23 protein-coding genes are annotated in these 23,623 nt (G+C 48.6%); 7 read left to right on the top strand and 16 right to left on the bottom strand.

Annotated elements, in window-relative coordinates:
• The first annotated feature begins 181 nt into the window (after window positions 1-181).
• The gene (gene ung / locus BBW69_RS03310) at window positions 182-841 is read left to right on the top strand and encodes a uracil-DNA glycosylase (protein ID WP_188210406.1); all 660 of its coding nucleotides are present in this window, start codon (window positions 182-184) and stop codon (window positions 839-841) included.
• Window positions 842-990: 149 nt separating this feature from the next.
• Here ung and BBW69_RS03315 read toward each other — a convergent pair whose 3' ends face one another.
• Window positions 991-1,977: a GlxA family transcriptional regulator gene (locus BBW69_RS03315; protein WP_188210407.1), complete on the bottom strand. Its 987-nt coding sequence runs from the start codon at window positions 1,975-1,977 to the stop codon at window positions 991-993.
• 97 nt (window positions 1,978-2,074) lie between these two features.
• Here BBW69_RS03315 and BBW69_RS03320 point away from each other — a divergent pair, with 97 nt between their 5' ends.
• Complete coding sequence (locus tag BBW69_RS03320; RefSeq protein ID WP_188210408.1) at window positions 2,075-2,926, top strand: MBL fold metallo-hydrolase; 852 nt, start codon at window positions 2,075-2,077, stop codon at window positions 2,924-2,926.
• Between the two features lie 662 nt (window positions 2,927-3,588).
• Here BBW69_RS03320 and BBW69_RS03325 read toward each other — a convergent pair.
• The 7 genes from BBW69_RS03325 to BBW69_RS03355 all read right to left on the bottom strand — a co-directional run bounded on the left by BBW69_RS03325 (window position 3,589) and on the right by BBW69_RS03355 (window position 8,568).
• Window positions 3,589-3,864 (bottom strand): hypothetical protein, encoded by a 276-nt coding sequence (locus tag BBW69_RS03325; RefSeq protein ID WP_188210409.1) that lies wholly within the window; start codon window positions 3,862-3,864, stop codon window positions 3,589-3,591.
• Window positions 3,865-4,050: 186 nt separating this feature from the next.
• Complete coding sequence (locus tag BBW69_RS03330; RefSeq protein WP_188210410.1) at window positions 4,051-4,539, bottom strand: hypothetical protein; 489 nt, start codon at window positions 4,537-4,539, stop codon at window positions 4,051-4,053.
• 138 nt (window positions 4,540-4,677) lie between these two features.
• Window positions 4,678-4,986 (bottom strand): hypothetical protein, encoded by a 309-nt coding sequence (locus BBW69_RS10100; RefSeq protein WP_308019377.1) that lies wholly within the window; start codon window positions 4,984-4,986, stop codon window positions 4,678-4,680.
• A 235-nt stretch (window positions 4,987-5,221) separates the two neighbouring features.
• A complete protein-coding gene (locus BBW69_RS03340; RefSeq protein ID WP_107863501.1) occupies window positions 5,222-5,725 on the bottom strand; it encodes a hypothetical protein in 504 nt (167 codons plus the stop codon).
• A gap of 33 nt (window positions 5,726-5,758) precedes the next feature.
• Window positions 5,759-6,235 (bottom strand): DUF4124 domain-containing protein, encoded by a 477-nt coding sequence (locus BBW69_RS03345; RefSeq protein WP_223169926.1) that lies wholly within the window; start codon window positions 6,233-6,235, stop codon window positions 5,759-5,761.
• The gene (locus tag BBW69_RS03350; protein ID WP_188210411.1) at window positions 6,201-8,120 is read right to left on the bottom strand and encodes an ATP-binding cassette domain-containing protein; all 1,920 of its coding nucleotides are present in this window, start codon (window positions 8,118-8,120) and stop codon (window positions 6,201-6,203) included. Before BBW69_RS03350 ends, BBW69_RS03345 begins: the two co-directional genes overlap by 35 nt.
• Before the next feature lie 76 nt (window positions 8,121-8,196).
• A complete protein-coding gene (locus tag BBW69_RS03355) occupies window positions 8,197-8,568 on the bottom strand; it encodes an Mth938-like domain-containing protein (protein WP_223169927.1) in 372 nt (123 codons plus the stop codon).
• Window positions 8,569-8,764: 196 nt separating this feature from the next.
• Between BBW69_RS03355 and BBW69_RS03360 the strand changes: the two genes are divergently transcribed.
• Window positions 8,765-10,072, top strand: a complete 1,308-nt coding sequence (locus BBW69_RS03360; RefSeq protein WP_188210412.1) for a homoserine dehydrogenase — start codon at window positions 8,765-8,767, stop codon at window positions 10,070-10,072.
• Window positions 10,065-10,499, top strand: a complete 435-nt coding sequence (locus BBW69_RS03365; RefSeq protein ID WP_188210413.1) for a hypothetical protein — start codon at window positions 10,065-10,067, stop codon at window positions 10,497-10,499. The genes BBW69_RS03360 and BBW69_RS03365 overlap by 8 nt, the downstream gene beginning before the upstream one ends.
• A 57-nt stretch (window positions 10,500-10,556) precedes the next feature.
• Here the strand turns inward: BBW69_RS03365 and BBW69_RS03370 are convergent, their stop codons facing one another.
• Window positions 10,557-10,826 (bottom strand): HU family DNA-binding protein, encoded by a 270-nt coding sequence (locus BBW69_RS03370; RefSeq protein ID WP_003677477.1) that lies wholly within the window; start codon window positions 10,824-10,826, stop codon window positions 10,557-10,559.
• A gap of 181 nt (window positions 10,827-11,007) precedes the next feature.
• On the bottom strand, window positions 11,008-13,470 hold the full coding sequence (gene lon, locus BBW69_RS03375) for an endopeptidase La (RefSeq protein WP_188210414.1): 2,463 nt from the start codon (window positions 13,468-13,470) through the stop codon (window positions 11,008-11,010).
• Between the two features lie 216 nt (window positions 13,471-13,686).
• On the opposite strand from lon, the gene BBW69_RS03380 reads away from it, so the two are divergent.
• A complete protein-coding gene (locus tag BBW69_RS03380) occupies window positions 13,687-14,790 on the top strand; it encodes a class I SAM-dependent methyltransferase (protein WP_188210415.1) in 1,104 nt (367 codons plus the stop codon).
• 75 nt (window positions 14,791-14,865) lie between these two features.
• Here BBW69_RS03380 and recD read toward each other — a convergent pair whose 3' ends face one another.
• The 3 genes from recD to BBW69_RS03395 all read right to left on the bottom strand — a co-directional run bounded on the left by recD (window position 14,866) and on the right by BBW69_RS03395 (window position 18,615).
• The gene (gene recD / locus BBW69_RS03385) at window positions 14,866-16,614 is read right to left on the bottom strand and encodes an exodeoxyribonuclease V subunit alpha (RefSeq protein WP_188210416.1); all 1,749 of its coding nucleotides are present in this window, start codon (window positions 16,612-16,614) and stop codon (window positions 14,866-14,868) included.
• Window positions 16,615-16,679: 65 nt separating this feature from the next.
• Window positions 16,680-17,375, bottom strand: coding sequence for a lipoprotein-releasing ABC transporter ATP-binding protein LolD (lolD, locus tag BBW69_RS03390; protein ID WP_111726937.1), 696 nt, complete (start codon window positions 17,373-17,375; stop codon window positions 16,680-16,682).
• Entirely contained in the window at window positions 17,368-18,615 is a 1,248-nt protein-coding gene (locus tag BBW69_RS03395) for a lipoprotein-releasing ABC transporter permease subunit (RefSeq protein WP_108043711.1), read from the bottom strand. The genes lolD and BBW69_RS03395 overlap by 8 nt, the downstream gene beginning before the upstream one ends.
• A 191-nt stretch (window positions 18,616-18,806) precedes the next feature.
• On the opposite strand from BBW69_RS03395, the gene BBW69_RS03400 reads away from it, so the two are divergent.
• Entirely contained in the window at window positions 18,807-19,085 is a 279-nt protein-coding gene (locus tag BBW69_RS03400; RefSeq protein ID WP_003677468.1) for a hypothetical protein, read from the top strand.
• A 57-nt stretch (window positions 19,086-19,142) separates the two neighbouring features.
• On the opposite strand, the gene recR is transcribed toward BBW69_RS03400, so the two are convergent.
• From recR to BBW69_RS03415, 3 genes are all read right to left on the bottom strand, one after another.
• Window positions 19,143-19,760 carry a recombination mediator RecR gene (gene recR / locus BBW69_RS03405; RefSeq protein WP_188210478.1) on the bottom strand — a complete coding sequence of 206 codons (618 nt, stop codon included), beginning with the start codon at window positions 19,758-19,760 and terminating at the stop codon, window positions 19,143-19,145.
• Window positions 19,761-19,828: 68 nt separating this feature from the next.
• Complete coding sequence (locus BBW69_RS03410; RefSeq protein ID WP_188210417.1) at window positions 19,829-21,367, bottom strand: SurA N-terminal domain-containing protein; 1,539 nt, start codon at window positions 21,365-21,367, stop codon at window positions 19,829-19,831.
• An 86-nt stretch (window positions 21,368-21,453) separates the two neighbouring features.
• Entirely contained in the window at window positions 21,454-21,807 is a 354-nt protein-coding gene (locus BBW69_RS03415; RefSeq protein WP_188210418.1) for an arsenate reductase, read from the bottom strand.
• A 150-nt stretch (window positions 21,808-21,957) separates the two neighbouring features.
• On the opposite strand from BBW69_RS03415, the gene BBW69_RS03420 reads away from it, so the two are divergent.
• On the top strand, window positions 21,958-23,586 hold the full coding sequence (locus BBW69_RS03420; RefSeq protein WP_188210419.1) for an ABC-F family ATPase: 1,629 nt from the start codon (window positions 21,958-21,960) through the stop codon (window positions 23,584-23,586).
• The last annotated feature ends 37 nt before the right edge of the window (window positions 23,587-23,623 follow it).

Raw genomic sequence — 23,623 nt, forward strand, 5'->3', positions numbered from 1 at the left:
GGCTACCTGAAAACGATAAAAGGTGTTTCAGGAAGATAAACCGTTCCCGTCAATAATTCGATGATTAAGACGGCAACAGCAGCAACAAACCATACAGTCATACATTTCCCCACAAAGCGCGTCGTTTGACAAAATCACGCGATATCAGCAGTATAGCCGAATTTGAAAGGATAGGGCAGATATGGATACTTGGCACGATGCACTGGGCAACGAAAAACGGCAACCGTATTTTCAGGAAATTTTAAATGCAGTCAGGCAGGAACGTTTGTCGGGACAAATCATCTATCCGCCGGAGGCGGATGTGTTCAACGCATTCCGCCTGACAGCGTTTGACCGGGTCAAAGTCGTTATTCTCGGACAAGACCCGTATCATGGGGCAGGGCAGGCGCACGGTTTGGCATTTTCCGTCAGGCAGGGTATCCGCATACCACCGTCTTTGTTGAATATCTACAAGGAGTTGGAAACCGACATCAACGGTTTTTCCATTCCCGCACACGGCTGCCTGACAGCGTGGGCAGAGCAGGGCGTATTACTTCTGAACACAGTTTTGACGGTGCGTGCAGGACAGGCGCATTCGCACGCCCTTTTAGGCTGGGAACGCTTTACCGATACCGTCATCAGGCAGCTTGCGATACACCGCAAGCACCTTGTCTTTATGCTGTGGGGCGGGTATGCACAACAAAAAGGGAGGCTGATAGACAGTCAAAATCATTTGATATTGACCGCACCGCATCCGTCTCCTCTGTCGGCATATCGCGGTTTTTTCGGCTGCCGACATTTTTCACAGGCAAACAGCTATTTGAGCCGACACGGTATTGATCCGATAAACTGGAAGCTGTAAATGCCGTCTGAATGCCAAGTTGCTTAAACCGCACTTATGGAACCAGTCAATCTGTTGAGTGGAAGATTGTTTGGCTAATTCTTTAAACCTTGCAAGAAACGGTGTAAAACCAATAACGTTGCTCAAGTGTTTTGGATTGACTACCCGAGCTATCTGCCAAATACTTTCCGCCAGGCATTCGGATTGATTTTAAACTTGGATTTGAATTGCAAACGTAGGTTTGCCGCGCTGCCGAAGCCGCTTTGTTCGGCGATGCGTTCTATCGGCAAATCCGTATTTTCCAATAAATCCTGTACCTGCCATAGCCGCTCTGTTGTCAGCCACTCACCGAAATTCATGCCTGTGGCTTGAGAAAAATGGCGGATAAAGGTACGGCGGGAAACAGCTAATTTTTTTGCCAAATCGTCCAAGCGGTATGAGGTGGCAAGGTTTTGGCGCAGTTCGTCCAATAAGCGGTTGATTTTGTCATCGGCGGTACGACGTTCGACAGGTCGGTGGATAAACTGTGCCTGCCCGCCTTCGCGGTGTGGTGCTGCAACCAAGGTACGGGCAAGGTCGTTGGCAACGGTTGCACCGTGGATTTTGCGGATGAGGTACAGGCAGCAATCCAGCCCGCCCGCCGCACCTGCCGATGTTAAAAAGTTGCCGTCTTCCGCATATAGGCGGTTGGTATCCAGATGAATTTTAGGGAAACGGCGGACAAAGTCGTCTTCGGCAAGCCAGTGGGTGGCGGCGGTTCTGCCGTCTAAAAGTCCTGTGTAGGCAAGGGCGTAAGTGCCGTAACATAGGGCGGTGATATGTGCACCACGTTGTACTGCTTTCTGTAAATGTGCACTTAACTTGGATGTTGGGGCTTCTTCAATATTGCGCCAGCCTGCGATGACGATGATGTCGGCTTCTTCCGTCAAATCCAAGCCGCCGTGTACGGGAATGTTTGCGCCCAGTGCAGTGATAACGTCTTTGCTGTCATCGGAACAGATTTTCAGGTCAAAGAGCGGATTGTTCCGATAGGTCGTCTGAAAAATAGAAAAGGGAATGTTGAAGACAAAATCGTTCATGCCCGATTGAGCATATAGCACGATTTTGGGGACAGTTTGATTTTGGCGAAACTCGTTACGCTCGTTTTCAGACGACATTTTGGCACTATCCTTGCGTTTGTTGGCAATATTGCCTATTTTAGCCGATACACCTGCTGTTTAAAATACGCTTCATGATTTTTTAAGGAGCAAAATCATGAAATTCAAGCAATTTATTCTTGCCACTGTTTTGGGCGCGACAGCCTTTTCCGCTTGGGCAGACGATTCATACCAACATATCCGTAACGCTACCGCCAAAGTCGAATATGCGGGGCAGACGTTTTTGATTGACCCGTTTTTCGCCCCCAAGCATTCCATGAACGGCTTTGCCGGCACGTTCAACAGCCAAGCCAAAATGCCGCTGGTCGGGCTGCCGATGAGCGTGAATAAAATTTTGGACGGTGTGGATGCAGTTATCGTTACCCATACTCACGAAGACCATTGGGACGAAACCGCAGCACGTTCCATTCCGAAAAAACTGCCCGTATATGTGCAGCACCAAGCCGACGCAGCAAAAATCCGCAGCCAAGGCTTTACTGATGTACGCGTGTTGAACGGCAGCGCTGTCTTCAACGACGTAACCATCAGCAAAACCGGCGGCGTACATGGTACAGAAGCCATGTATGCCAACCCTCAGCTAGCCGAAATCTTAGGTGATGCAATGGGTGTGGTATTCCAAAGCAACGGACATAAAACTGCTTATATTATGGGTGATACTGTATGGACGGCAGATGTAAACAAAGCATTGAACCGCTACAAACCCGATTATCTGATTATGAACACGGGCTACGCGCTGATTTCAGGCATTTCAGACGGCATTATTATGGGAATGGCTGATGTATTAAAAGCCAGCCAAGTCATGCCTAAAGCCAAAATCATCACCGTACACATGGATACCGTGAATCATACCGCCATCAGCCGCGCCGATATGCGTAAATTTATACGCGGTCAAGGCATTGAAAGCCGTGTTAACGTTCCGGAAGACGGAGAAATCCTGAAACTGGATTGATAAACGACACATTACCCTAAGCAGCCTGCACCTTGTTTTCAAAGTGCAGGCTGCTTTTGGGCTTTCAGACGGCCTGAAACCGTGTGCGTAACCATGCCTGTTCTGTAACACCTTTAAGCCGTACGATTTTTCATTTCACCAACAACTGTCCTTGTCTCGCCAAATTCAAAGTAGCCAGCAACATAACCAAGCCGGAGCCTGTGGTGGCGAGGAAATAGCCTAACGCTGTTAAGTGGCTGAGTTTTGAATGAGGTTGTAAAAATATCTATATTAATTCACTATAAATTTAACATAATATACATTATGCGAACTAGAATAAATATGTAAATTTCATAAGTTTTGATTTTACCCGAACGTACTGCTTCTCGAAGGATGTTTTTAGTGGGATGATTATCTGGTAAGTTAGTACCAACCCTCACTCATCCGCGTATATCCACCCGCACCATTCGGATTCAGCTGTACCGTACCGTACTCTGTATATTACCAATAATTTTAATAAATCCCGTCTGAAGAAGCTGTTTTTCAGACGGGATTTATTACAAACATTGGTATTTTATCCTGCCCAGATGGTCGACCACAAACAACTCAAAGGAAGCCCATAGTTGATAGTGAACTCTACATCCTCTTCTAAACGATTTTGATACCGTTTATGAACATCGTGATTATTCAATTTTCTCATTTAAGTTTTCATCTTCATAATATGGATGATTGAACAGCTCTCCTTCCCAGATACATTCACCCGTTATACCTTGGGATTCCATGAAAGGAACATAAGAATAAAAATCTTTTTCATATTCTCCATAAAATATATTCATACCTTTGAGCCATACTGCATCGCATTCATCACACAGAATAATTTCATCATGAAGATATTTAGGTTTCGAATGGTAGAGATAGCCTTGTTGACAAGCGGGACATATTTTTATTCTCTTATTCATGATTACTCCATATAATCAATTTATTTTTGTGGGTAAGCAGTAGTGATTTGATTGCTGCCTTTAGTCTGTACAACAATACGTATATAGCAATCTGATAATTTCCTGGTTTTTATCAGCTTTATCCTCAGATTCCAAGCCCAATAATAAAAGCCGTCTGAAATTTTTTCAGACGGCCTTAAAACTCAATTAAATAATGTCCGGATTTAACACCAAATCATATTCACCAAACTTTGGAAATAGAATTACCTTATCTTTTTGGGGATATAATTCTGTTTTTTCATATAGCTCATTATTAATAAAATCTTGTTTCAAAACATAGCAATCATCCGTATTTTCATTGAAGAAATAAGTATATCCTTCTGCTAAGTCATGAGATTCCAAAGTTATATAATCTCTCCATACAGCCGTAGAAAGAAAATAATAATTCGAATTAGAATATTTTTGAAATTGATGGGTTAAATAATCCCTTCCAAATTTATCGAAAAAATGTACCGAAAAAAAACCTACTTCCTCTCGCAAGGTAATTACATATTCAGGTTGTGTCGCCGAACCTATTACGGCACTATATAATTCCCCTTTAATATGTTTTTCTTCAGCTTGTTTCTCAGAAAAAGGCTTATGAAGTCTCTTATAACCATAAGACCACTGCTCACAATAAAAAATATCTTTCTTCATTTGTAAATCCTTCCTGTTGTATCTCTAATGATAACATTTTCTTCTTGTGCTGCCCTTAATACAGATTGTGGAATTGGATTGACCTGAGCAGGAACTTCTAAAATAAGTTTTCCTTCAAGCTCTCTTCCTCTTAGCAGATCAGGTGTACTTGGAACATTGGAAATGAACAAAGCCCGGATTGTTCGGATAAACAAAATGCGCGTAATGGGCTTTGAAATACGCCCTTTTTACGCACTCCCTGTCCCTTTCCTTGCACCTCATATATTTCAGACCTGCAATAATTTCAATCGGATCTATATCCATCACGTCGGCAATATCCAAGACGACGGCAAAAGGAAACCTAAGCCGGTTTTGTCGGTATTGAGACATTTCGGACGGCGTAACCGCCAATCTTTTGGAAAGCGCGTAATCTGAACGCACACGTAACCGCCCTTTGAAGGCATCCAGCTATTGTGATTGTGAAAGTATAATAAAATCAAAGCCTTTTCAAAAATCTGTAATTTAATAATACAGATTTTTGCAAAGGCTCTCTATTTGAGCATATGCTCCTTATTGTTTTATGTCTTTGGGATTGTTTTCGGGAATGTTTAAAAATTCAATTTCCGAAGCCGAACCATCAAAGGACATTGCACAAAATCCTTTATCTTTGGTTTGGGCACATTTTGCCATATTCTTCATCAGCCTACATACGCCCCAGTTCCCTTTGCAGGGCTTGGATGTTTTGCTGCCTGTCCAATACATTGCTTTGTAACGCATTTATTTCTTGGTGGTTGATGTTGCCGCCTTTTGCCAAACGTGCTTGCGATAACATTTTTTGGGCTTCGGTTAGGGCTTTGCGTTCATTGCTTAATTCTGCTTCGAGAATGGAGCGTCTGCTGTTGTTTACAGGTGCTTGTTGAGGCGGCGGCGTATTAGGTTTTGTCGGCTTGGATACTGTTCTGACCGGTGCTTTATGTTTAACGACAGGTTCACTGTTTGAAGGTACAGGTGTATGGGACGGAACATAATGGTCGCTGCTGTAACTTCCGATTGGTGGTAAGTCGGCTGAGTGGCAGCTTTTAGACGGTTTTGTGGTGTAAATGGTCTCTCCGTCGGCTGTGCAGGTATAAATTTTGGCTGCATCTGCACTTAATGGCATCGAAATCAGTGAAAGGTTAATTAGGATTAAGGATAGTTTTGATTTCATAATGTGTTTGATACTCGGATGATAATTTGATTTTTAAGGATTTCTTGGCGTTTTTATTTGGGTGAACTTCTCTTTATTATCTATTTTCTTTTGATTTTCCTTCGGGATGTTAGCGCTCCTCACGCTCTTTTTCTTTTTTCCAACAGTTTTTTTGTTTTTCTTTTTACTTTCTATGTGTATTTGGGTTTCTTGACTGAGTTTTTTTATTTTCAGACGGTATTCGCCTCCCTGGTGGCTGCTGATTTTAGGTAAGTCTGCGCCAGCACATGATCCTGATGGATCTGATGTATATACGCTTTTGCCATTTGAACTGCAATTGTATACGGAGGCTTGCGCCGCCATACCGGAAAAGGATATGAACATGAAGGCGGCGAAAAGTCTAATTTTCATGTTGGTAAAGTGAAAAGACGACGATAAAGCACCAATTATACCGTTCTTGGCAGACAAATATAAGCACCCTGCCCACGCTTCCTTATCACTCGGCAAACTGTATCCCAATTTCAGTTTCAATCCGTTCTAATTCTTCTTGGCAAGTCAGCCAAGTTTCTTCGATTTGGGCAAGCTGTGTTTTGACTTTTGCCAGATTGGATAAAGTGTCCTGCAACTTTTCTTTGTTTTCCTCAAAGTAAGCTTCTTCTTGTGCTAAAAATGCTTCACATGCCGTCTGAATTTCGGAAAGCTGTGCCATTTCTTTTTCGGCTTTGTCGATTTTCTGCTGTATCGGTTTACTGCGTCGGGCTTTTTCTTGACGGATTTGTGCTTCGATACGCTTGGTATCCTTGCGGTTTTGGCTTTGAGCAGAAGCGGCTGGCGCGGTTGCGGCGTTTTCCTGTGCCAAGCGCCATTGGCGGTAATCGTTCAAATCGCCGTCAAAGTTTTTCAGACGGCCTTTGTCAATCAAGAGGAAGCTGTCGGTCGTGGCTTCAAGCAGGCTGCGGTCGTGCGACACGACGATTAAGGCACCTTGGAAACTTTGCAGAGCGAGCGTCAAGGCGTGGCGCATATCCAAGTCCAAATGGTTGGTCGGCTCGTCAAGCAGCAGCAGGTTCGGCTTTTGCCAGATAATCATGGCAAGAGCAAGGCGGGCTTTTTCTCCGCCGGAAAAGGGTTCGGTTTTCTGCAACGCCATATCGCCAACAAAATTGAAGCCGCCGAGGAAATTTCGGATTTCTTGTTCGCGTACTTCGGGAGAAAGCTGCTGAATATGCCAAACAGGGCTTTGGTCGGCGCGGATGGTGTCGAGTTGGTGTTGGGCAAAATAGCCAATATTGAGTTTTTCGGAACGGACGATGCTGCCGGAGAGCAAATCGATTTTGCCCGCCAAGGCTTTGATAAACGTAGATTTACCGCTGCCGTTGACACCCAATAGCCCGTAACGTGCGCCGCTTTCCAGCGACAGGGTAATGTCGTGCAAAACGGTTTTGCCTTCGTAACCCAAATCAGCGTGCTCCAGCTTTAACAAAGGATTGGGCAGATGGTCGGGATTGTAAAACTCAAAGGAAAACTCGCTGTCCAGATGCGCGGGAGCGATGCGTTCTAGCTTTGCCAACGCCTTCATGCGGCTTTGCGCCTGAACGGCTTTGGTGGCTTTGGCTTTGAAGCGGTCGATAAAGGATTGCAAATGTTTGATTTGTGCCTGCTGTTTGACATAGGCAGCTTGTTGCTGCGCGAGACGCTGCGCGCGTTCGTTTTGGTAAAAATCGTAATTGCCGCCGTATTGCGTGAGTTTTTGCTGGGACAATTCGATGGTTTGGGTGGTGGCCGCATTGAGGAAATCACGGTCGTGGGAAATGATGATTTGCGTGCAAGGTAAAGAGGCAAGGTGGTTTTCCAGCCACAAGACGGTTTCCAAATCCAAGTGGTTGGTCGGTTCGTCAAGCAAGAGCAAATCGGCGCGGCAAATCAGGGCTTGCGCAAGATTCAGGCGCATACGCCAGCCGCCGGAAAAGGATTTGACGGGGCGGCTGTGTTCTTCTTGCGAAAAACCCAGCCCGTTCAACAATTTTGCCGCGCGGGCCGGCGCGGTATAAGCGTCGATTTCTTCCAATTTGGCATGGTATTCCGCCTGCTTCATGCCATCATTTTGCGCTTCCGCCTGCCTCAATGCCGTCTGAAAAGCCTGCAAATCGGCATCACCCTGCAAAACGTAGTCCAACGCGGAGATGTCCAAGTCCGGCGTTTCTTGGGAAACGGAAGCCATCCGCCAATTTTTCGGAATCGAGATATCGCCGCCGTCCTGAGTGATTTCACCCTTGATTAAGGCAAACAGGCTGGATTTTCCCGTTCCGTTCTTACCGATCAAACCGACGCGCTGACCGGGATTGACGGTAGCGTTGGCTTTGTCGAGCAGGATTTTCAAACCGCGTTGCAGGGTGAGGTTTTTGATTTCAATCATGACGGAAATATTATTGGACGGAAAAGAGCCGTATTTTACCTGAAAGAAAGTGCTGATGCCGTCTAAAACGGGAAATTTACGGTTGAAGCCACGCCCAGGCTTTACGCCCTTCCGAGTGCAAAAAGGCCAATGTCCTACATGCCGATTCTGTGTTCATACATTCCACACCGATTCCGATCTGAGAGAAATCCGCCATGATTTTGGGATGGATAAACTTCTGTACCGCCCCAGTCCCGATAATCAATATTTCCGGATAATCATCCGCTTTGACATCAGACAACAGATTATCCGGTGTCAGTTCTGACAATGACTGCCATTTCGAGAGGTCGGCAGAATCCTTATGCAGCAGCACAGGCTTATTGAAATGTCTGCCAGATAGCCGGATTTCACCCGTGCGGCGGTCATACTCTGCAAAATGTTCGTCTATCGGATTTTCTTCAAATAACATTTTTTTATCCTGTTGTCGCTTCATCTGTATCAGGAGGGGTGCAAAATCAGACAAATTCATGTAGGATTAGCGGATTTCATCTGACCTCTCCTGCTGATTTCAGACGGCATTTGATTTAAAGTGCGGCATAATTATATCGGCAGCGGATATTTTCGTCTTTCAATATTTACATTCAGTCGGCTTACAAGGAGACACAATGAAGCCAGTAAACATCGGTCTTTTGGGTTTAGGTACGGTCGGCGGCGGTACGGCTGCCGTGTTGCGGGACAATGCGGCGGAAATCAGCCGCCGTTTGGGACGCGAAGTGCGCATTCGTGCTGTATGCGACTTAAGCGAAGAAAAATCCCGCCAAATCTGCCCGTCCGCAGCCTTTGTCAAAGACCCGTTCGAACTGGTCGCGCGTGAAGACGTCGATGTCGTCGTCGAATTGTTCGGCGGTACCGGCATCGCCAAAGATGCGGTGTTGAAAGCCGTTGAAAACGGCAAACACATCGTTACCGCCAATAAAAAACTGCTCGCCGAATACGGCAACGAAATCTTCCCGTTGGCGGAAGAAAAAAACGTCATGGTGCAATTTGAAGCGGCAGTAGCGGGCGGTATCCCAATCATCAAAGCCCTGCGCGAAGGCCTCGCCGCCAACCGCATCCGCAGCATCGCCGGCATTATCAACGGCACCAGCAACTTCATCCTCTCTGAAATGCGCGAAAAAGGCAGCGCGTTTGCCGACGTATTGAAAGAAGCACAGGCGTTGGGCTACGCCGAAGCCGACCCGACCTTCGATATCGAAGGCAACGACGCAGGCCATAAAATCACCATTATGAGCGCGCTGGCATTCGGTACGCCGATGAACTTCTCCGCCTGCTACCTCGAAGGCATTAGCAAACTCGACAGCCGCGACATCAAATACGCCGAAGAATTCGGCTACCGCATCAAACTTCTGGGTATTACCCGCAAAGCCGAAAAAGGCATCGAATTGCGTGTCCACCCTACCCTGATTCCTGAAAGCCGTCTCTTGGCAAACGTCAACGGCGTGATGAATGCCGTACGCGTCAACGCCGATATGGTTGGCGAAACCTTATATTACGGCGCGGGCGCGGGCGCATTACCGACCGCTTCCGCCGTAGTCGCCGACATCATCGACATCGCACGCCTGATTGAAGCCGATACCGGTCACCGCGTACCACATCTGGCATTCCAACCCGCGCAAGTCCAAGCGCAAACCATCCTGCCTATGGACGAAATCACCAGCAGCTACTACCTGCGCGTCCAAGCCAAAGACGAACCGGGTACGCTGGGGCAAATCGCCGCGCTTTTGGCAAAAGAAAACGTGTCTATCGAAGCCTTAATCCAAAAAGGCGTGATTGACCAAACTACCGCCGAAATCGTGATTCTGACCCACAGCACGGTCGAGAAAAACATCAAGCGTGCGATTGCCGCCATCGAAGCATTAAGCTGCGTGGAAAAACCGATCACCATGATCCGCATGGAAAGCCTGCATGACTGAGCTGAAAAACGAAATGTCCGCCGAAGAGCAGGCTGCGGCGCGTAAAAAAGCGAAAGCCAAAATCCGCACCATCCGCATTTGGGCGTGGGTCATTTTGGCATTACTCGCCTCGACCGCCCTGCTCTCCCAATGTGCCATGTCCAAACCGCAGGCAAAGCAGAAAATTATTGAATCCTGCGTAAAAAACATTCCGTTTGCCGAAAAATGGCAAAACGATTTGCGGGCCCGCGGTTTAGATTCAAACAATACCCGCCTCGCCGTCGACTACTGCAAATGTATGTGGGAGCAGCCTTTGGACAGATTGAGCGAGAAACAGATTAGATCCTTCGGCAAACTCGATGCGCAAGAACAACTGAATTTGCTTGGTGGCGCCCATGCCTTTGAAGCGCGTGACAAGCAGTGTGTTGCCGATTTGAAATCAGAATAATGTGGAGCGATAAAAAAGCCGATTCTTTAAAGAATCGGCTTTTTAATAAAAAACGGCTTACAGTGCGTCTTTCAAAGCTTTGCCGGCGCGGAATTTAGGCGTTTTGGCAGCAGCAATGGTCAAAGGTTCGCCGGTTTTGGGATTGCGACCTTGACGTTCGGCACGTTCGCCGACGTAGAAAGTACCGAAACCGACCAAAGTAACTGTGTCGCCTTTTTTCAGCGCGTTGGTTACTGCATTGGTAGTGGCATCTAAAGCTTTTTGCGCGGCAGCTTTAGAAATACCGGCTTCTTGAGCAATCGCTTCGATCAATTCAGACTTATTCACAATCAGTCCCTTCCTGTCTAAAAAATGATGAAATGCCCGAATATTCGGGAGTTTGTACTGCTTGAGTAACTTTCGCTTTATAGCAATTCTGAAAATGCCGTGTCAAGCAAAAAATACGGAATCGTCCTATTTTACAGGCTCTCAGGACGAAACCGCATTTTTACAACACATTTTCCCTCTGTCAGTGCTTGGTTGCCTTGCTTCGGGACTTCGCTTTTGAAGCAGATTCTTTCGCTATTTCTGCAACAGAAGGCTCAATCCAAGATTCAGGTTGGGTTTCCAAGCCTAAAGCCAATACTTCGTCTATCCATTTGACCGGATGGATGGTCAGGCCGGTTTTCACGTTTTCAGGGATTTCTTCCAAGTCTTTGACGTTGTCTTTCGGAATCAAGACGTGTTTGATGCCGCCGCGCAAGGCAGCCAACAGTTTTTCCTTCAATCCGCCGATTGGCAAGACTTCGCCGCGCAGGGTGATTTCGCCCGTCATCGCTACATCGGCGCGCACCGGAATTTTGGTAAAGGCGGACACCATCGCCAAGGTCATGGCAATGCCTGCGCTCGGACCGTCTTTCGGCGTCGCACCTTCGGGAACGTGAACATGGATGTCTTTTTTCTCGTAAAAATCAGGAGCCAAACCCACTGATTCTGCACGGGAACGGACAACAGACCATGCTGCGGATACAGATTCCTTCATCACATCGCCCAACTGGCCGGTACACTGGATCACGCCTTTACCCGGTAATGCCACGGCTTCGACAGTCAGCAATTCGCCGCCGACTTCCGTCCAAGCCAAACCGGTAACCTGTCCGATGCGGTTTTCACTTTCGGCAACGCCGTAATCGAAGCGGCGCACGCCCAAGTAGTCATGCAGGTTTTTCTCATTGACTTTAACCGCTTTAGGCTTGGTTTTGCCGGTTTTCTTGGTTTCAGACGACCTCTTCTTATCTTCGCTCAAGGTAATCTGCATCACCACCTTACGGCAGATTTTGGCAATCTCACGATCGAGCGAACGCACACCGGCTTCACGGGTGTAATAACGGATAATATCGCGTACCGCGCTTTCCTCGACGAGCAATTCGCCTTCTTTCACGCCGTTGCGTTTCATTTGCTTAGGCACGAGATACTGCATGGCGATATTGATTTTTTCGTCTTCGGTATAGCCGGACAAACGGATGATTTCCATGCGGTCAAGCAATGGAGTCGGAATGTTCAAACTGTTAGATGTAGCGATAAACATTACATCGCTCAAGTCGTAATCCACTTCCGCATAATGATCGGCAAACTTGTTGTTTTGCTCAGGATCAAGCACCTCAAGCAACGCGCTGGCAGGGTCGCCGCGGAAGTCGCTGCCCAATTTGTCGATTTCGTCGAGCAGGAACAGGGGATTCTTCACGCCTGCTTTAGCCATGTTTTGCAGGATTTTGCCGGGCATAGAGCCAATATAGGTGCGGCGGTGACCACGGATTTCGCTTTCGTCGCGCACGCCGCCCAAAGCCATGCGGACATATTTCCGGCCTGTTGCTTTGGCGATGGATTCGCCCAAGGAGGTTTTACCCACCCCAGGAGGACCGACCAAACACAGAATCGGACCTTTCAGTTTATCCATACGTTTTTGGACGGCGAGGTATTCCAAAATCCGCTCTTTGACTTTTTCCAAGCCATAGTGGTCGGCGTTCAACACCAAATCGGCTTTGGCAATATCTTTGCTGACACGGGATTTTTTCTTCCACGGCAGCTCAAGCAAAGTATCGATGTAGTTGCGTACTACGGTGGATTCCGCAGACATAGGCGGCATCATTTTGAGCTTTTTCAATTCAGACAGGCATTTTTCCTCAGCTTCTTTGGTCATGCCCGCTTCTTTGATTTTTGCTTCCAACGCATCCAGTTCGCCGCGTTCGTCTTCTTCCCCCAATTCTTTCTGAATCGCTTTCACTTGCTCGTTCAAGTAATACTCGCGTTGGGATTTTTCCATCTGGCGTTTCACACGGCCGCGGATGCGTTTTTCGACCTGCATGATGTCCAGCTCAGATTCCAGGCAGCTCAATAAGAACTCCATGCGGTCAACAACGTCGGCAGTTTCCAAGATTTGCTGACGCTGCTCCAGCTTTAATTGCAGATGGGCGGCCACGGTATCCGCCAAACGGCTGTTGTCGGAAATGCCGTTGATACTGTTTACGATTTCTGCCGGAATCTTCTTATTGAGTTTGGCGTATTGTTCAAATTGTGCCAACAGGGTACGGCGAACGGCTTCAAGCTCCGGATGGCTTTCCGAATCATTATCTTTAACGGTTTCTATGTGGGAGACAAATAGCCCGCCCGTGTCTTCGATTGTTAAAACTTGTCCGCGGTACAGGCCTTCGACCAAAACCTTTACCGTACCGTCAGGCAGCTTTAATACCTGTAAAACTTGTGCGACGGTACCGGTTTGGTACAGGTCGGCGGCAACAGGGTCTTCCACTGCGGCATCGGTTTGTGCAAGCAGGAAAACTGGCTCTTCATTGGAGACGGCGTTTTCCAGTGCGGCAATGGATTTCTCCCTACCGACAAACAGCGGCAGAACCATATGCGGATAAACGACGACATCCCGTAAAGGAAGTGTTGCCAAGGCAGCATATTCCTCAAAATTCTTTTCTTTCTGCGTCATGAATACTCTCTTGTGTCTGACAGATTGTTGATTGTCGCGTAAATTGGGGTTGAAAGCATTATTTCAAGCATACGCGGTTTATTTATAAAGTTTGATATTCGGATAAAATATACATATCAAGAATGCCGTCTGAAGTTTTAATGTTTCAGACGGCATGCGGGCGGATCAGTATTTTTCGGCCCGCTCCCTATTTTTTAAACATTATGCAGGTATGGCATGTCTTATTTTATTTTTCCGGACAATGGGTTTGAATGGCGCAACGAAAGTTTGCAAAAGCCGCCAAAAGGCTGGCTTTATGTCCGCGAAAGCAGTGCAGACGCTGTTTTGAAAGCCGCCTATCAGAATATGGCAACCGTTTGGCAGGGGGATTTCCACAATGCGGTGCAGGTGCTTTCGGCGGTAAAGAAAAAAGTCCGCAGGCCTGTTGCTGCCGATCCGGATGCCGATATTGCCTCCCTATTCCACGCGCACCGTATGAAGCAGGCGCAGCAGAGCCGTATTCTGAACATGCTTGCCGTTGAGGTAGGCCCCGGTTTCGTATTGCACAACAAACGTGCGCCCGATATATACGCTGCCCTGTCGGATGTGTACGGCAAGCCTAACATCAAGCCTTTTTTTCTCCCGCTCAACCTGCTGCTTGGATTTATAGGTGCGCACGAATGGCATAAAAAGGGTGTTGCCGTTTCCCAGATCGGCGGGCGGATACATGTCCCCTTCGGCGTATTCTCACCTTTGCGCGGAGAATATCTCGATTTGCTCGCACAAGCACCGTCAACGGGGTTTCAGACGGCATTGGATATCGGAACGGGTTCTGGCGTTCTTGCCGCTATCTTGGCAAAACAGGGGATATCTTCCGTCATCGGGACGGACACCAATCCAAGGGCCGTTGCATGCGCCCGAGCCAATATCGCCCGGCTGGGTTTGGAAAAAAAGGTTGAGATACGGGAAACCGATATGTTCCCCGATATGCGTGCCGATTTGATTGTCTGCAACCCACCGTGGCTTCCTGCCAAGCCTACTTCTGCCATCGAGTCTGCATTATATGACCCTGATTCTGCGATGTTGACCGCATTTTTAAGGGATGCGCCGGAACATTTGAATCCGGGCGGCGAAATCCGCCTGATTATTTCCGACCTTGCGGAGCATCTGCACCTACGCCCGTCCGGTTTTTTGGAGAAGGCCTTTGCAGAGGCGGGGCTGCGTATTACCGATATTATGAAAAACAAGCCAAACCACAAGAAAGCCGCGAATCCGGACGATCCGCTTGCTTTTGCCCGAAACAGGGAAACCACTTTCCTATACCGTTTGAAAAAGGTATGAAAAAGACCGCACAAATGTGCGGTCTTTCCCTTCAGCATCCATAAAAGAGCCTGCAGGACACGGCATTCGGATGGATTATCCTTGTGAAAATACCCGTTTGAGCATAGTGCCCAATGCTGTCTGACGAACTTTGACAGTAGCCGCCGCCTGACGGAAGGTTTCTTCCCCGCCGAAGAATACGAATTTTTCCTTTGCCCTGGTAATGGCGGTGTAAAGCAGCTCCCTGCTCAAACCGGAAAGCGCATCGTCCTCTTCGTTCGAAGGTGCAGCAGAAGGCGGCAGCAGCCAGACTTCCCGATATTCCGAACCTTGGCTTTTATGGACGGTCATGGCGAAAGCAGGTTCAAAATCCGGAAGGCAGCTGACTGCAACCTTTTTAAACCCGTCCGTATCGGGAAAATAGGCAGACAGGCTGCCCGGCCTTTGGACATCATCCATAATCAGCCCGACGTCTCCGTTGAACAGCCCGAGTGCGTAGTCGTTTTGCCTGATCATAATCGGCTCTCCGGCGAAATAGGCTTGATGTTCAGGTATGTTCCTTTTACGGCGCACATAATTGCAGTAGGCTTCGTTGAAGTTGTCCGCATCTTGGCGCCATGCGGCCAGAACCACGGCATCCGAGATGCCCGTATAGGCGGATTCGATGTTGCCTTCGTCTACCGCCTGCCAATAGCCTTTGTGAGTCCGGTACAACCTTTCGACCTCAGCGTTCAGACGGCATTCCGAATGTTCCAGCTCTTTATCAAACTGGGAGAACAAAGCCCATGCCTGCGCCTCATCGCCCGATACCACCGAACGGGAAAGGCAGCCGATGCCGCTGTTGTCGCCAAATCGGTGGCTGAAGGAAAGACGGGCGGTATTTTGTGCCAAGACGGGTACATCTCTGCATAAGGGAAAACCGTGTTCGGGCAGGTACTCAACCAGCTTATTATATATTTCTCCGCCGAGGAACGTTTTTTGAGACAGGACAGAGAGTACGGCACCGACCCCAACGGACGGAAGCTGGTTTTCATCGCCCAGCAGAATCACGCGCGCCCCTGTTTTAACGGCTTTTAAAAGCTGAAGCATCAATACCGTATCCAGCATCGAAGCTTCATCGATAATCAATACGTCAAACGGCAGCGGGTAAACAGGGTTGAACGCCGGCTGCATTTTAGGTGGGCGCAGCTTTAGCAGGCGGTGGACGGTTTGCCCTTCCAATTTAAGCAGATGGCGGCGGACGTTGTCCGGAGCGTCAAAACTGTTGATTGCACGGTGCAGCGCACGCGCCATATGCGCGGCAGCTTTACCCGTAGGGGCGGCAAGCGCGATATGGGGAAGGCTTCCGTCTCCGCTGCAAATCAGTGCCAACAGTTTGGCAACCGTCGTCGTCTTACCCGTACCGGGGCCGCCGGTAATCACCATAAAAGACTGCAGCAATGCTAGAGCAGCCGCATCGCGCTGTCCTTCACTTCCCACGCCTTGAAACCATTTTGCGAGGTTTTGCCGCGCGCCTGCCGTATCGGGGGCGGACGTGCCGGCTGCCGCCAAGCGTTTTATTTCGGCAGCCAAATCGTATTCCAACTGCCACATCCTGCCCAAAAACAGTTTTTCCCCTTCCAAAATCAGAGGGGAGGCAGATTCCCCGACCACGGGCTTGAGTGTCGAAAGGAAGGACGCCTCCCCTTTTTTCAAGCGGATAAACGAATGACCGTTCTGCAATGCTTGAAACAGCCGTTCGATATAGGAAGAAAGGGCTTCAGCACCGGAGTCGGTATAGTGTTCCAAAAAACGGATTGCCGCCTGTGCAGCCGCCAGGGCAAATTCATCTGTCTGCCGTTCCATCGTATTCCTTATTCAAATGCCGTCTGAAAGCATGATTTTTCAGACGGCACGGTGTATTGCACTTTTCAGGCGCCTGCTCCCTGTTTCGGATGCAGGCTGCCGTCTTTCATGACCATGACGCGCTCGAAGCGGCCGGCGAGTTCGTCGTCGTGTGTAACGACAACCAAACCTGTTTTCAATTCTGTTTTCAGTTCCAGCATCATATCCAAAACATTCCTGGCGTTCGCACGGTCGAGATTGCCGGTCGGTTCGTCGGCAAGCAGGCATTTGGGTTGGGTAACCAGGGCGCGTGCAATGGCGGCACGCTGCCGCTCACCGCCTGAAAGTTCGCCCGCGCGGTGCGCCGAACGGTGCTTCAGTCCGACCTTCTCGAGCATCGACATCGCCGCCTCCGCAGCTTCTTCACGGTTTTTTTTGCCAATCAGCAAAGGCATCATCACATTTTCCAGTGCAGAAAACTCCGGCAGAAGGTGGTGGAACTGATACACAAACCCAAGGTAACGGTTGCGTAAGTTGCCCAGTTGCCGCTGGCTTAATGTACGCAAATCCTCATTCATCAGCAGCACCCTGCCTTCAGACGGCATATCCAGACCGCCCAAAATATGCAGCAGGGTCGATTTGCCACTGCCCGAAGAACCGATGATTCCGGTACTTTCCCCGGCATGTATTTCCAAATCCAGACCGCGCAGCACCTGAACATCCAAACTGCCGTCACGGTAGCGTTTGCCCACGCCTTCGCATTTCAAAATCAAATCACTCATAACGCAATGCCTCCGCTGGTTGGGTTTTAGATGCACGACGGCTAGGGTACAGCGTCGCTACGAAAGACAAACCCAGGGAAATGCAGGCAATCAGAGCGACATCGCCCATATCGACATCGCTGGGCAGGTAGTCGATAAAATAAATCTGAGAATTGATGAGGTGGACACCGAACAAACGTTCAAAAAATGCAACAATCCTTCCCACATTCCAGCCCAACAACACGCCGCAGACTACTCCTATCAGCGTACCGAAAAATCCGGAAAATGCGCCCTGAACCATAAAAATCTTCATTACGCCCGAGGGTGAAAGACCCAAAGTGCGCAAAATGGCGATGTCCGCCTGCTTCTCCGTAACCGCCATCACCAACGAAGAGACAAGGTTAAACGCCGCTACGGCGATAATCAGCGTCAGGATGATGAACATCATCCGTTTTTCCAACTCGACTGCCTCAAAATAGCTTCGGTTGCTGAACGTCCAATCACGTACCCAGACCGTGTCCCTTTGAGCCTCAGGAATCAGCTTTGCCGTCAATGCGGGGGCATTTTGCGGGTCGGCGAGTTTCAGCCGCAATCCTGCAACCTCCTTATCCAAACGGTACAGTACGCGCGCATCTTGGATATGCGTCATTGCCAATGAATTGTCAACTTCGTAAACACCTGTTTTAACCAGCCCGACCACGTTAAACTGTTTCAACCTCGGTACGACTCCGGCGGGCGTAACATTGCCTTCCGGTGTAATGACGGTAACTTTATTGCCGACTTCGACGCCCAGTGCCTCGGCCAAACCGACACCGAGGATAATGTCAAACTGACCCGGAATCAGATCTTCGAATTTGCCTGAAGGCATCTTGTCGCCGTATTCGACGACTTTGCGCTCTTCAGACGGCAGAATCCCTCGTATCTGAACACCCCTGACTTCCCCCGCATTGGCCAGCAGCGCCTGATCGGAAACATAGGGGGCAGTCGCCAAGATGCCTTTCTGATTTTCAGTAAACTTGCGCAGATTGCGCCAATCCGTATCCGTATTGTCGATATAGCCGATTTCGGCATGCGGCGCGACATTCAGGAGCTGCCCGCGTATTTCTTTCTGAAAGCCGTTCATGACCGACAAGACAACAATCAACGCAGTTACGCCCAAGGCGATTCCGGCAATCGAAACCATCGTAATAAACGACATAAAGCCGTTGCGCTTTTTCGCCCTGAGATACCTCAAGCCTATCCAAGCCTCTAAAGAAAACATGACTGCTACCTTAAAATGTCTGCAAATGAAAGTTTATTGTACCGTAAAACCCCGGCAGCGTCCGAATGTCAGCTTGTGAAAACGAAAGTGCGGTCTTTGGCAAATTCTGTAAAACCGTGCAGAACACTTGCACAATGCTTAGAACTGCCCTATCCTTCCCTTGAAATAAAACCTTTTCTTGAAGGAAAACAATGAATATCAGGAAAATCTCCGCTTTGGCTGCTATCAGCGTATTTGCCGCTGCAACAGCCTATGCCAAAGAAATCAAAATTGATGCCAACAATACGTCTTATTCCGAAGCAGACGTGCAAAAGCTGGCGGCAACTGCCGTGGGCATGGGTGTTAAAGAACCCGTCAGCTTAAACGGCGGCAGCGGCAGCATTACCGTTTCCGGCAGCAGCGCGACACAGTGCTCCTTTAAGGTTGGCAACGGCGGTGCCTTGCAGATCCAAGGGGTGAGCTGTAAATAAACCGAGCCGATAAAAAATGCCGTCTGAAAGTTCAGACGGCATTTTCATTGGTACCGGTTATAACTCGCCTTCTTTAATCAGCCGCCGTTCGTACACCGCCTGCGCCAGCGTACCCGCATCGACATATTCCAATTCGCCGCCCAAAGGAATACCTTGGGACAACCTGCTGATTTTATAAGGTAAATTTTTGAAAAACTCCGACAATACAAATGCCGTGGCGTTACCTTCCGCGGTAAAGGCTGTCGCAATAATGATTTCTTCGATTTCTTCTTTTTTCAGCCGTTCGGCGAGCTTATCCAATGCGATGGCCGATACGTCCATGCCCAGTGCCGTATTGATTTGCCCCATCAAAACAAAGTAAAGCCCGTCATGACAGTTTGCCGCTTCCATATTGGATACGTCGGCAGGCATATGCACAATCATCAGCTTCCGCACATCGCGTGATGGATCTGCACAGATACTGCATAATCCGCCTTCGCAAAATGTATTGCACATCGAGCAATGGTCAACCTGCCTTAATGCCGTCTGTAAGGCGTCTACTAGTTCTTCAGCCTCCTTACGCTTGTGCTGAAGCAGGTGATATGCTATCCGTTGTGCCGATTTCGGTCCGACGTTGGGCAAAACTTTAAGCGCACCGATCAGCCTTTGGAAGGCATCTTGCTTTTTAGGATTCATCATACCTCGACACATGGGAAAACGGTCGGAATATTCCGACCGTTATATCGAATATAGAAAACCGGAAATTACTGACCGTCATTTCCGCCAACAGACTGAGCACCTTTGGTCTGTTTGATTTTGCCGTTGAAATAACGTATCAGCAAGTCGAAAGTATTGGCCGACTGTTGCTGCGCCAAAGCCTGTTTTGCAGAAGGCAGCCTGTTGGCGATATCATCCGGCGGGGTTACAGCCTGTACTTCGACAATCACGGGAGCCGGCAGGCCGGTAAGTCTGACATAGGCCGGTTTACCGTTTGCCGGTTTTGCTTTCAGCAGTTCCGTATAAGATTCGGGCGGCATGGACTGCCTTGCCTGCTGCGCCCCCAATACGGATACTTCAGACCATTTTACATCGGCGGCCTTACCGCCGTTCAGCTGGGCGAGTACTTCTTTTGCCCTTTCTTCGGCAAGTTTGACGGCTTCGGTACGGATATAAGCCTGACGCACCGCGTCTTTAGCTTCTTCAAACGGTAAGGTTTTTTCTTCGCGTACTTCTTTAGCGCGGACGACCCATGCGGTTTCATTATTGATAGACAATACTTCGGAATTGTGTTTTTTCTTCAATACGTCATCACTGAATATGGCGCTGATTACATTTTCGGGCAGTCCGGACATTTGGGCATCCTGCCTGCTTAACCATGTTTCTTGGGTTTCTACCTTCAAACCGCTGTTTTTGGCTGCATCGGCAAGCGAAGAAGGATGATTGAAAGCATCATCGCCCAGTTTTTCTTTCGCCTTATTGAAGTCGGCAACCGCTTTTTTCATTTTCAACTCATTCTCGACAGCGGCTTTTTCCTTTTCGAAAGAAGGTTTTTCCCCTTCTGCGGGCAGACGTGCCATACGTTCTTCATACGCATTTTTCACTTCTGTTTCGCTGACGGTCTGTTTGTCTGCAAAGTCTTTCAGATTCAATGCGACATATTCCAATTTGACCGCTTGGGGAAGCAGGTAGTCTTTTTTGTTTGCATTATAAAATTTCTGTAAATCCGCATCGGCTGCTTTTACTTGTCCGATGAATTCGTCGGGGTTAAAAGTATGCGAACGGATGGTACGGTTGACCTGGGTCAGTTTGACCAGTTGCTCCGCCTGGGCATCGCTGACCAAGACACCGTTTTGAACAAGGTTTACCAAATTCTGCAATGCGAATTGGTCACGGATTTCCTCGACGAACTGGTCTTCCGACATATGGCGTTGCGAAAGGTACTGGCTCAAAAGGGCATGGCTGAATTTCCCGCCTGCATCGTGAAAATTAGGATCGTCTACAATAATCTGTTTGATTTGTTCCTGGGAAACGGAAATACCCATCAGTTTTGCACCTTGTTTCAGATAGGCGCGTTGCAGCAGGGATTGGAATACGGCATCGCGTGACGGGCTGCCGCCGTCCGCCTGTTCGTTTTGCATGGCGGTATTAATCGAATGATCGCTGATTTTTTCGTCCCCGACTTGGACGATGTAATCGGAACCGGGGTGCGAAACCGTGCTGACGCCGAAGCCGACAAAAGTTAATGCAATCAGGCCTAATAAGACTTGGGCGGGTGTTCTGTATTTTTCGATGGAATGGAACATATTTTCAGATCGGAATATGGAATGGGGTTGGGAAATATAGATTCCGTATTGTAACGGTTTTTATACGCGCCTGCACGAAGGCTTAATTAACGTTTGAATATCTCTCGATAAGATTCATCGCTGAAGCCGACATGAACCTTTTCGCCGTATTCCAGTACGGGACGTTTGATAAGGCTGGGCATTTCGGACATTATCCTGACCGCACCTTCCTTTGAGGACAGGGCCTCCTCCTGCATCAGTGCATCAAGTTTGCGCCATGTGGTTCCCCGTTTGTTGAGCAGTATCTCCAAAGGCACCTGCTCCAGCCACAGGCGGATTTCCGCTTCGGAAGGCGCCTGTTTTTTAAAATCCCGAAATTCAAATTCCATACCATATTCGGCAAGCCGGCTTTTGGCTTTTTTGACCGTATCGCAATTTGGGATGCCGTGAAGGACTATCATTTGGAAACCTTTTGCCTGAAATAATAAAACGGATATTTTACTATAAGTGTCTGAAAATTTGCCCGTCTGTTTCAGACGGCAAGGGGATTATGTTACAATCTGAAAATTCAACAAATTTAATCTATTGTTCAATATAAGGTTTTACCAATAATGATTTCTACCAACGGCATTACCATGCAGTTCGGCGCGAAGCCGCTGTTTGAAAACGTATCCGTAAAATTCGGCGAAGGCAACCGCTACGGCTTGATCGGCGCGAACGGTTCGGGCAAATCCACCTTCATGAAAATCCTCGGCGGCGATTTGGAACAGACCGCCGGTGAAGTTGCAATTGAAAACGGCGTGCGTTTGGGTAAATTACGTCAAGACCAGTTTGCCTACGAAGATATGCGCGTGCTGGACGTGGTGATGATGGGCCATACCGAAATGTGGGCGGCGATGACCGAGCGTGATGCAATTTACGCCAACCCCGAAGCCACCGAAGACGACTACATGAAAGCCGCCGAACTGGAAGCCAAGTTCGCCGAATACGACGGCTACACCGCCGAAGCGCGCGCTGCCGAATTGTTGAGCGGCGTGGGCATTTCCGAAGATTTGCACAATGCGACCATGGCGGAAGTCGCCCCGGGCTTCAAGCTGCGCGTATTGCTGGCACAAGCCCTGTTTTCCAAACCTGATGTATTGTTGCTTGACGAGCCGACCAACAACTTGGACATCAACACCATCCGTTGGCTGGAAGGCGTGTTGAACCAATACGACTCCACCATGATCATCATCAGCCACGACCGCCACTTCTTGAACGAAGTCTGCACCCACATGGCGGATTTGGACTACAACACCATCACCATCTACCCGGGCAACTACGACGATTACATGCTCGCTTCCGCCCAATCGCGCGAACGCGCCCTGAAAGACAACGCCAAAGCCAAAGAGAAACTGCAAGAGCTGCAAGAGTTTGTCGCCCGCTTCTCTGCCAACAAATCCAAAGCCCGTCAGGCAACAAGTCGTCTGAAACAGGCCGACAAAATCAAATCGGAGATGGTCGAAGTCAAACCTTCTACCCGTCAAAATCCGTATATCCGTTTTGAAGCCGATGAAAAAGCCAAGTTGCACCGTCAGGCTGTGGAAGTTGAAAAACTGGCCAAACGTTTTGAAACCCAGTTGTTTAAGAACCTGAACTTCATCCTTGAAGCAGGCCAACGCCTTGCCATTATCGGCCCGAACGGCGCAGGTAAATCTACCTTGCTGAAACTCTTGTCCGGCGCGTACAACCCCGAATATTCAGACGGCCTGTTACCGGACGAAGGCACCATCAAATGGGCAGAAAAAGCCAGCGTCGGCTACTACCCGCAAGACCATGAAAACGACTTCGACGTCGATATGGACCTGAGCGAATGGATGCGCCAATGGGGTCAGGAAGGCGATGACGAACAAGTCATCCGCGGCACTTTGGGCCGCTTGCTCTTCGGCAGCAACGATGTCGTGAAAAAAGTGAAGGTTCTCTCCGGTGGTGAAAAAGGCCGTATGCTTTACGGCAAACTGTTGCTGTTGAAACCCAATGTCTTGGTCATGGACGAACCGACCAACCACATGGACATGGAAAGTATCGAATCCTTGAACATGGCGCTGGAAAAATACAACGGCACGCTGATTTTCGTCTCGCACGACCGTCAGTTTGTATCTTCATTGGCTACCCAAATCATCGAATTGGACGGTAAAGGCGGATATGAACATTACTTGGGCGATTACGAAAGTTACTTGGAGAAGAAAGGCGTAGCATAAACGCACAAAATACCCTCCGGTTGAAACAATGCCGTCT

Origin of the sequence: Neisseria sp. RH3002v2f (genome assembly GCF_014596375.1) — a bacterium.
Taxonomy (GTDB): Bacteria; Pseudomonadota; Gammaproteobacteria; order Burkholderiales; family Neisseriaceae; genus Neisseria; species Neisseria cinerea.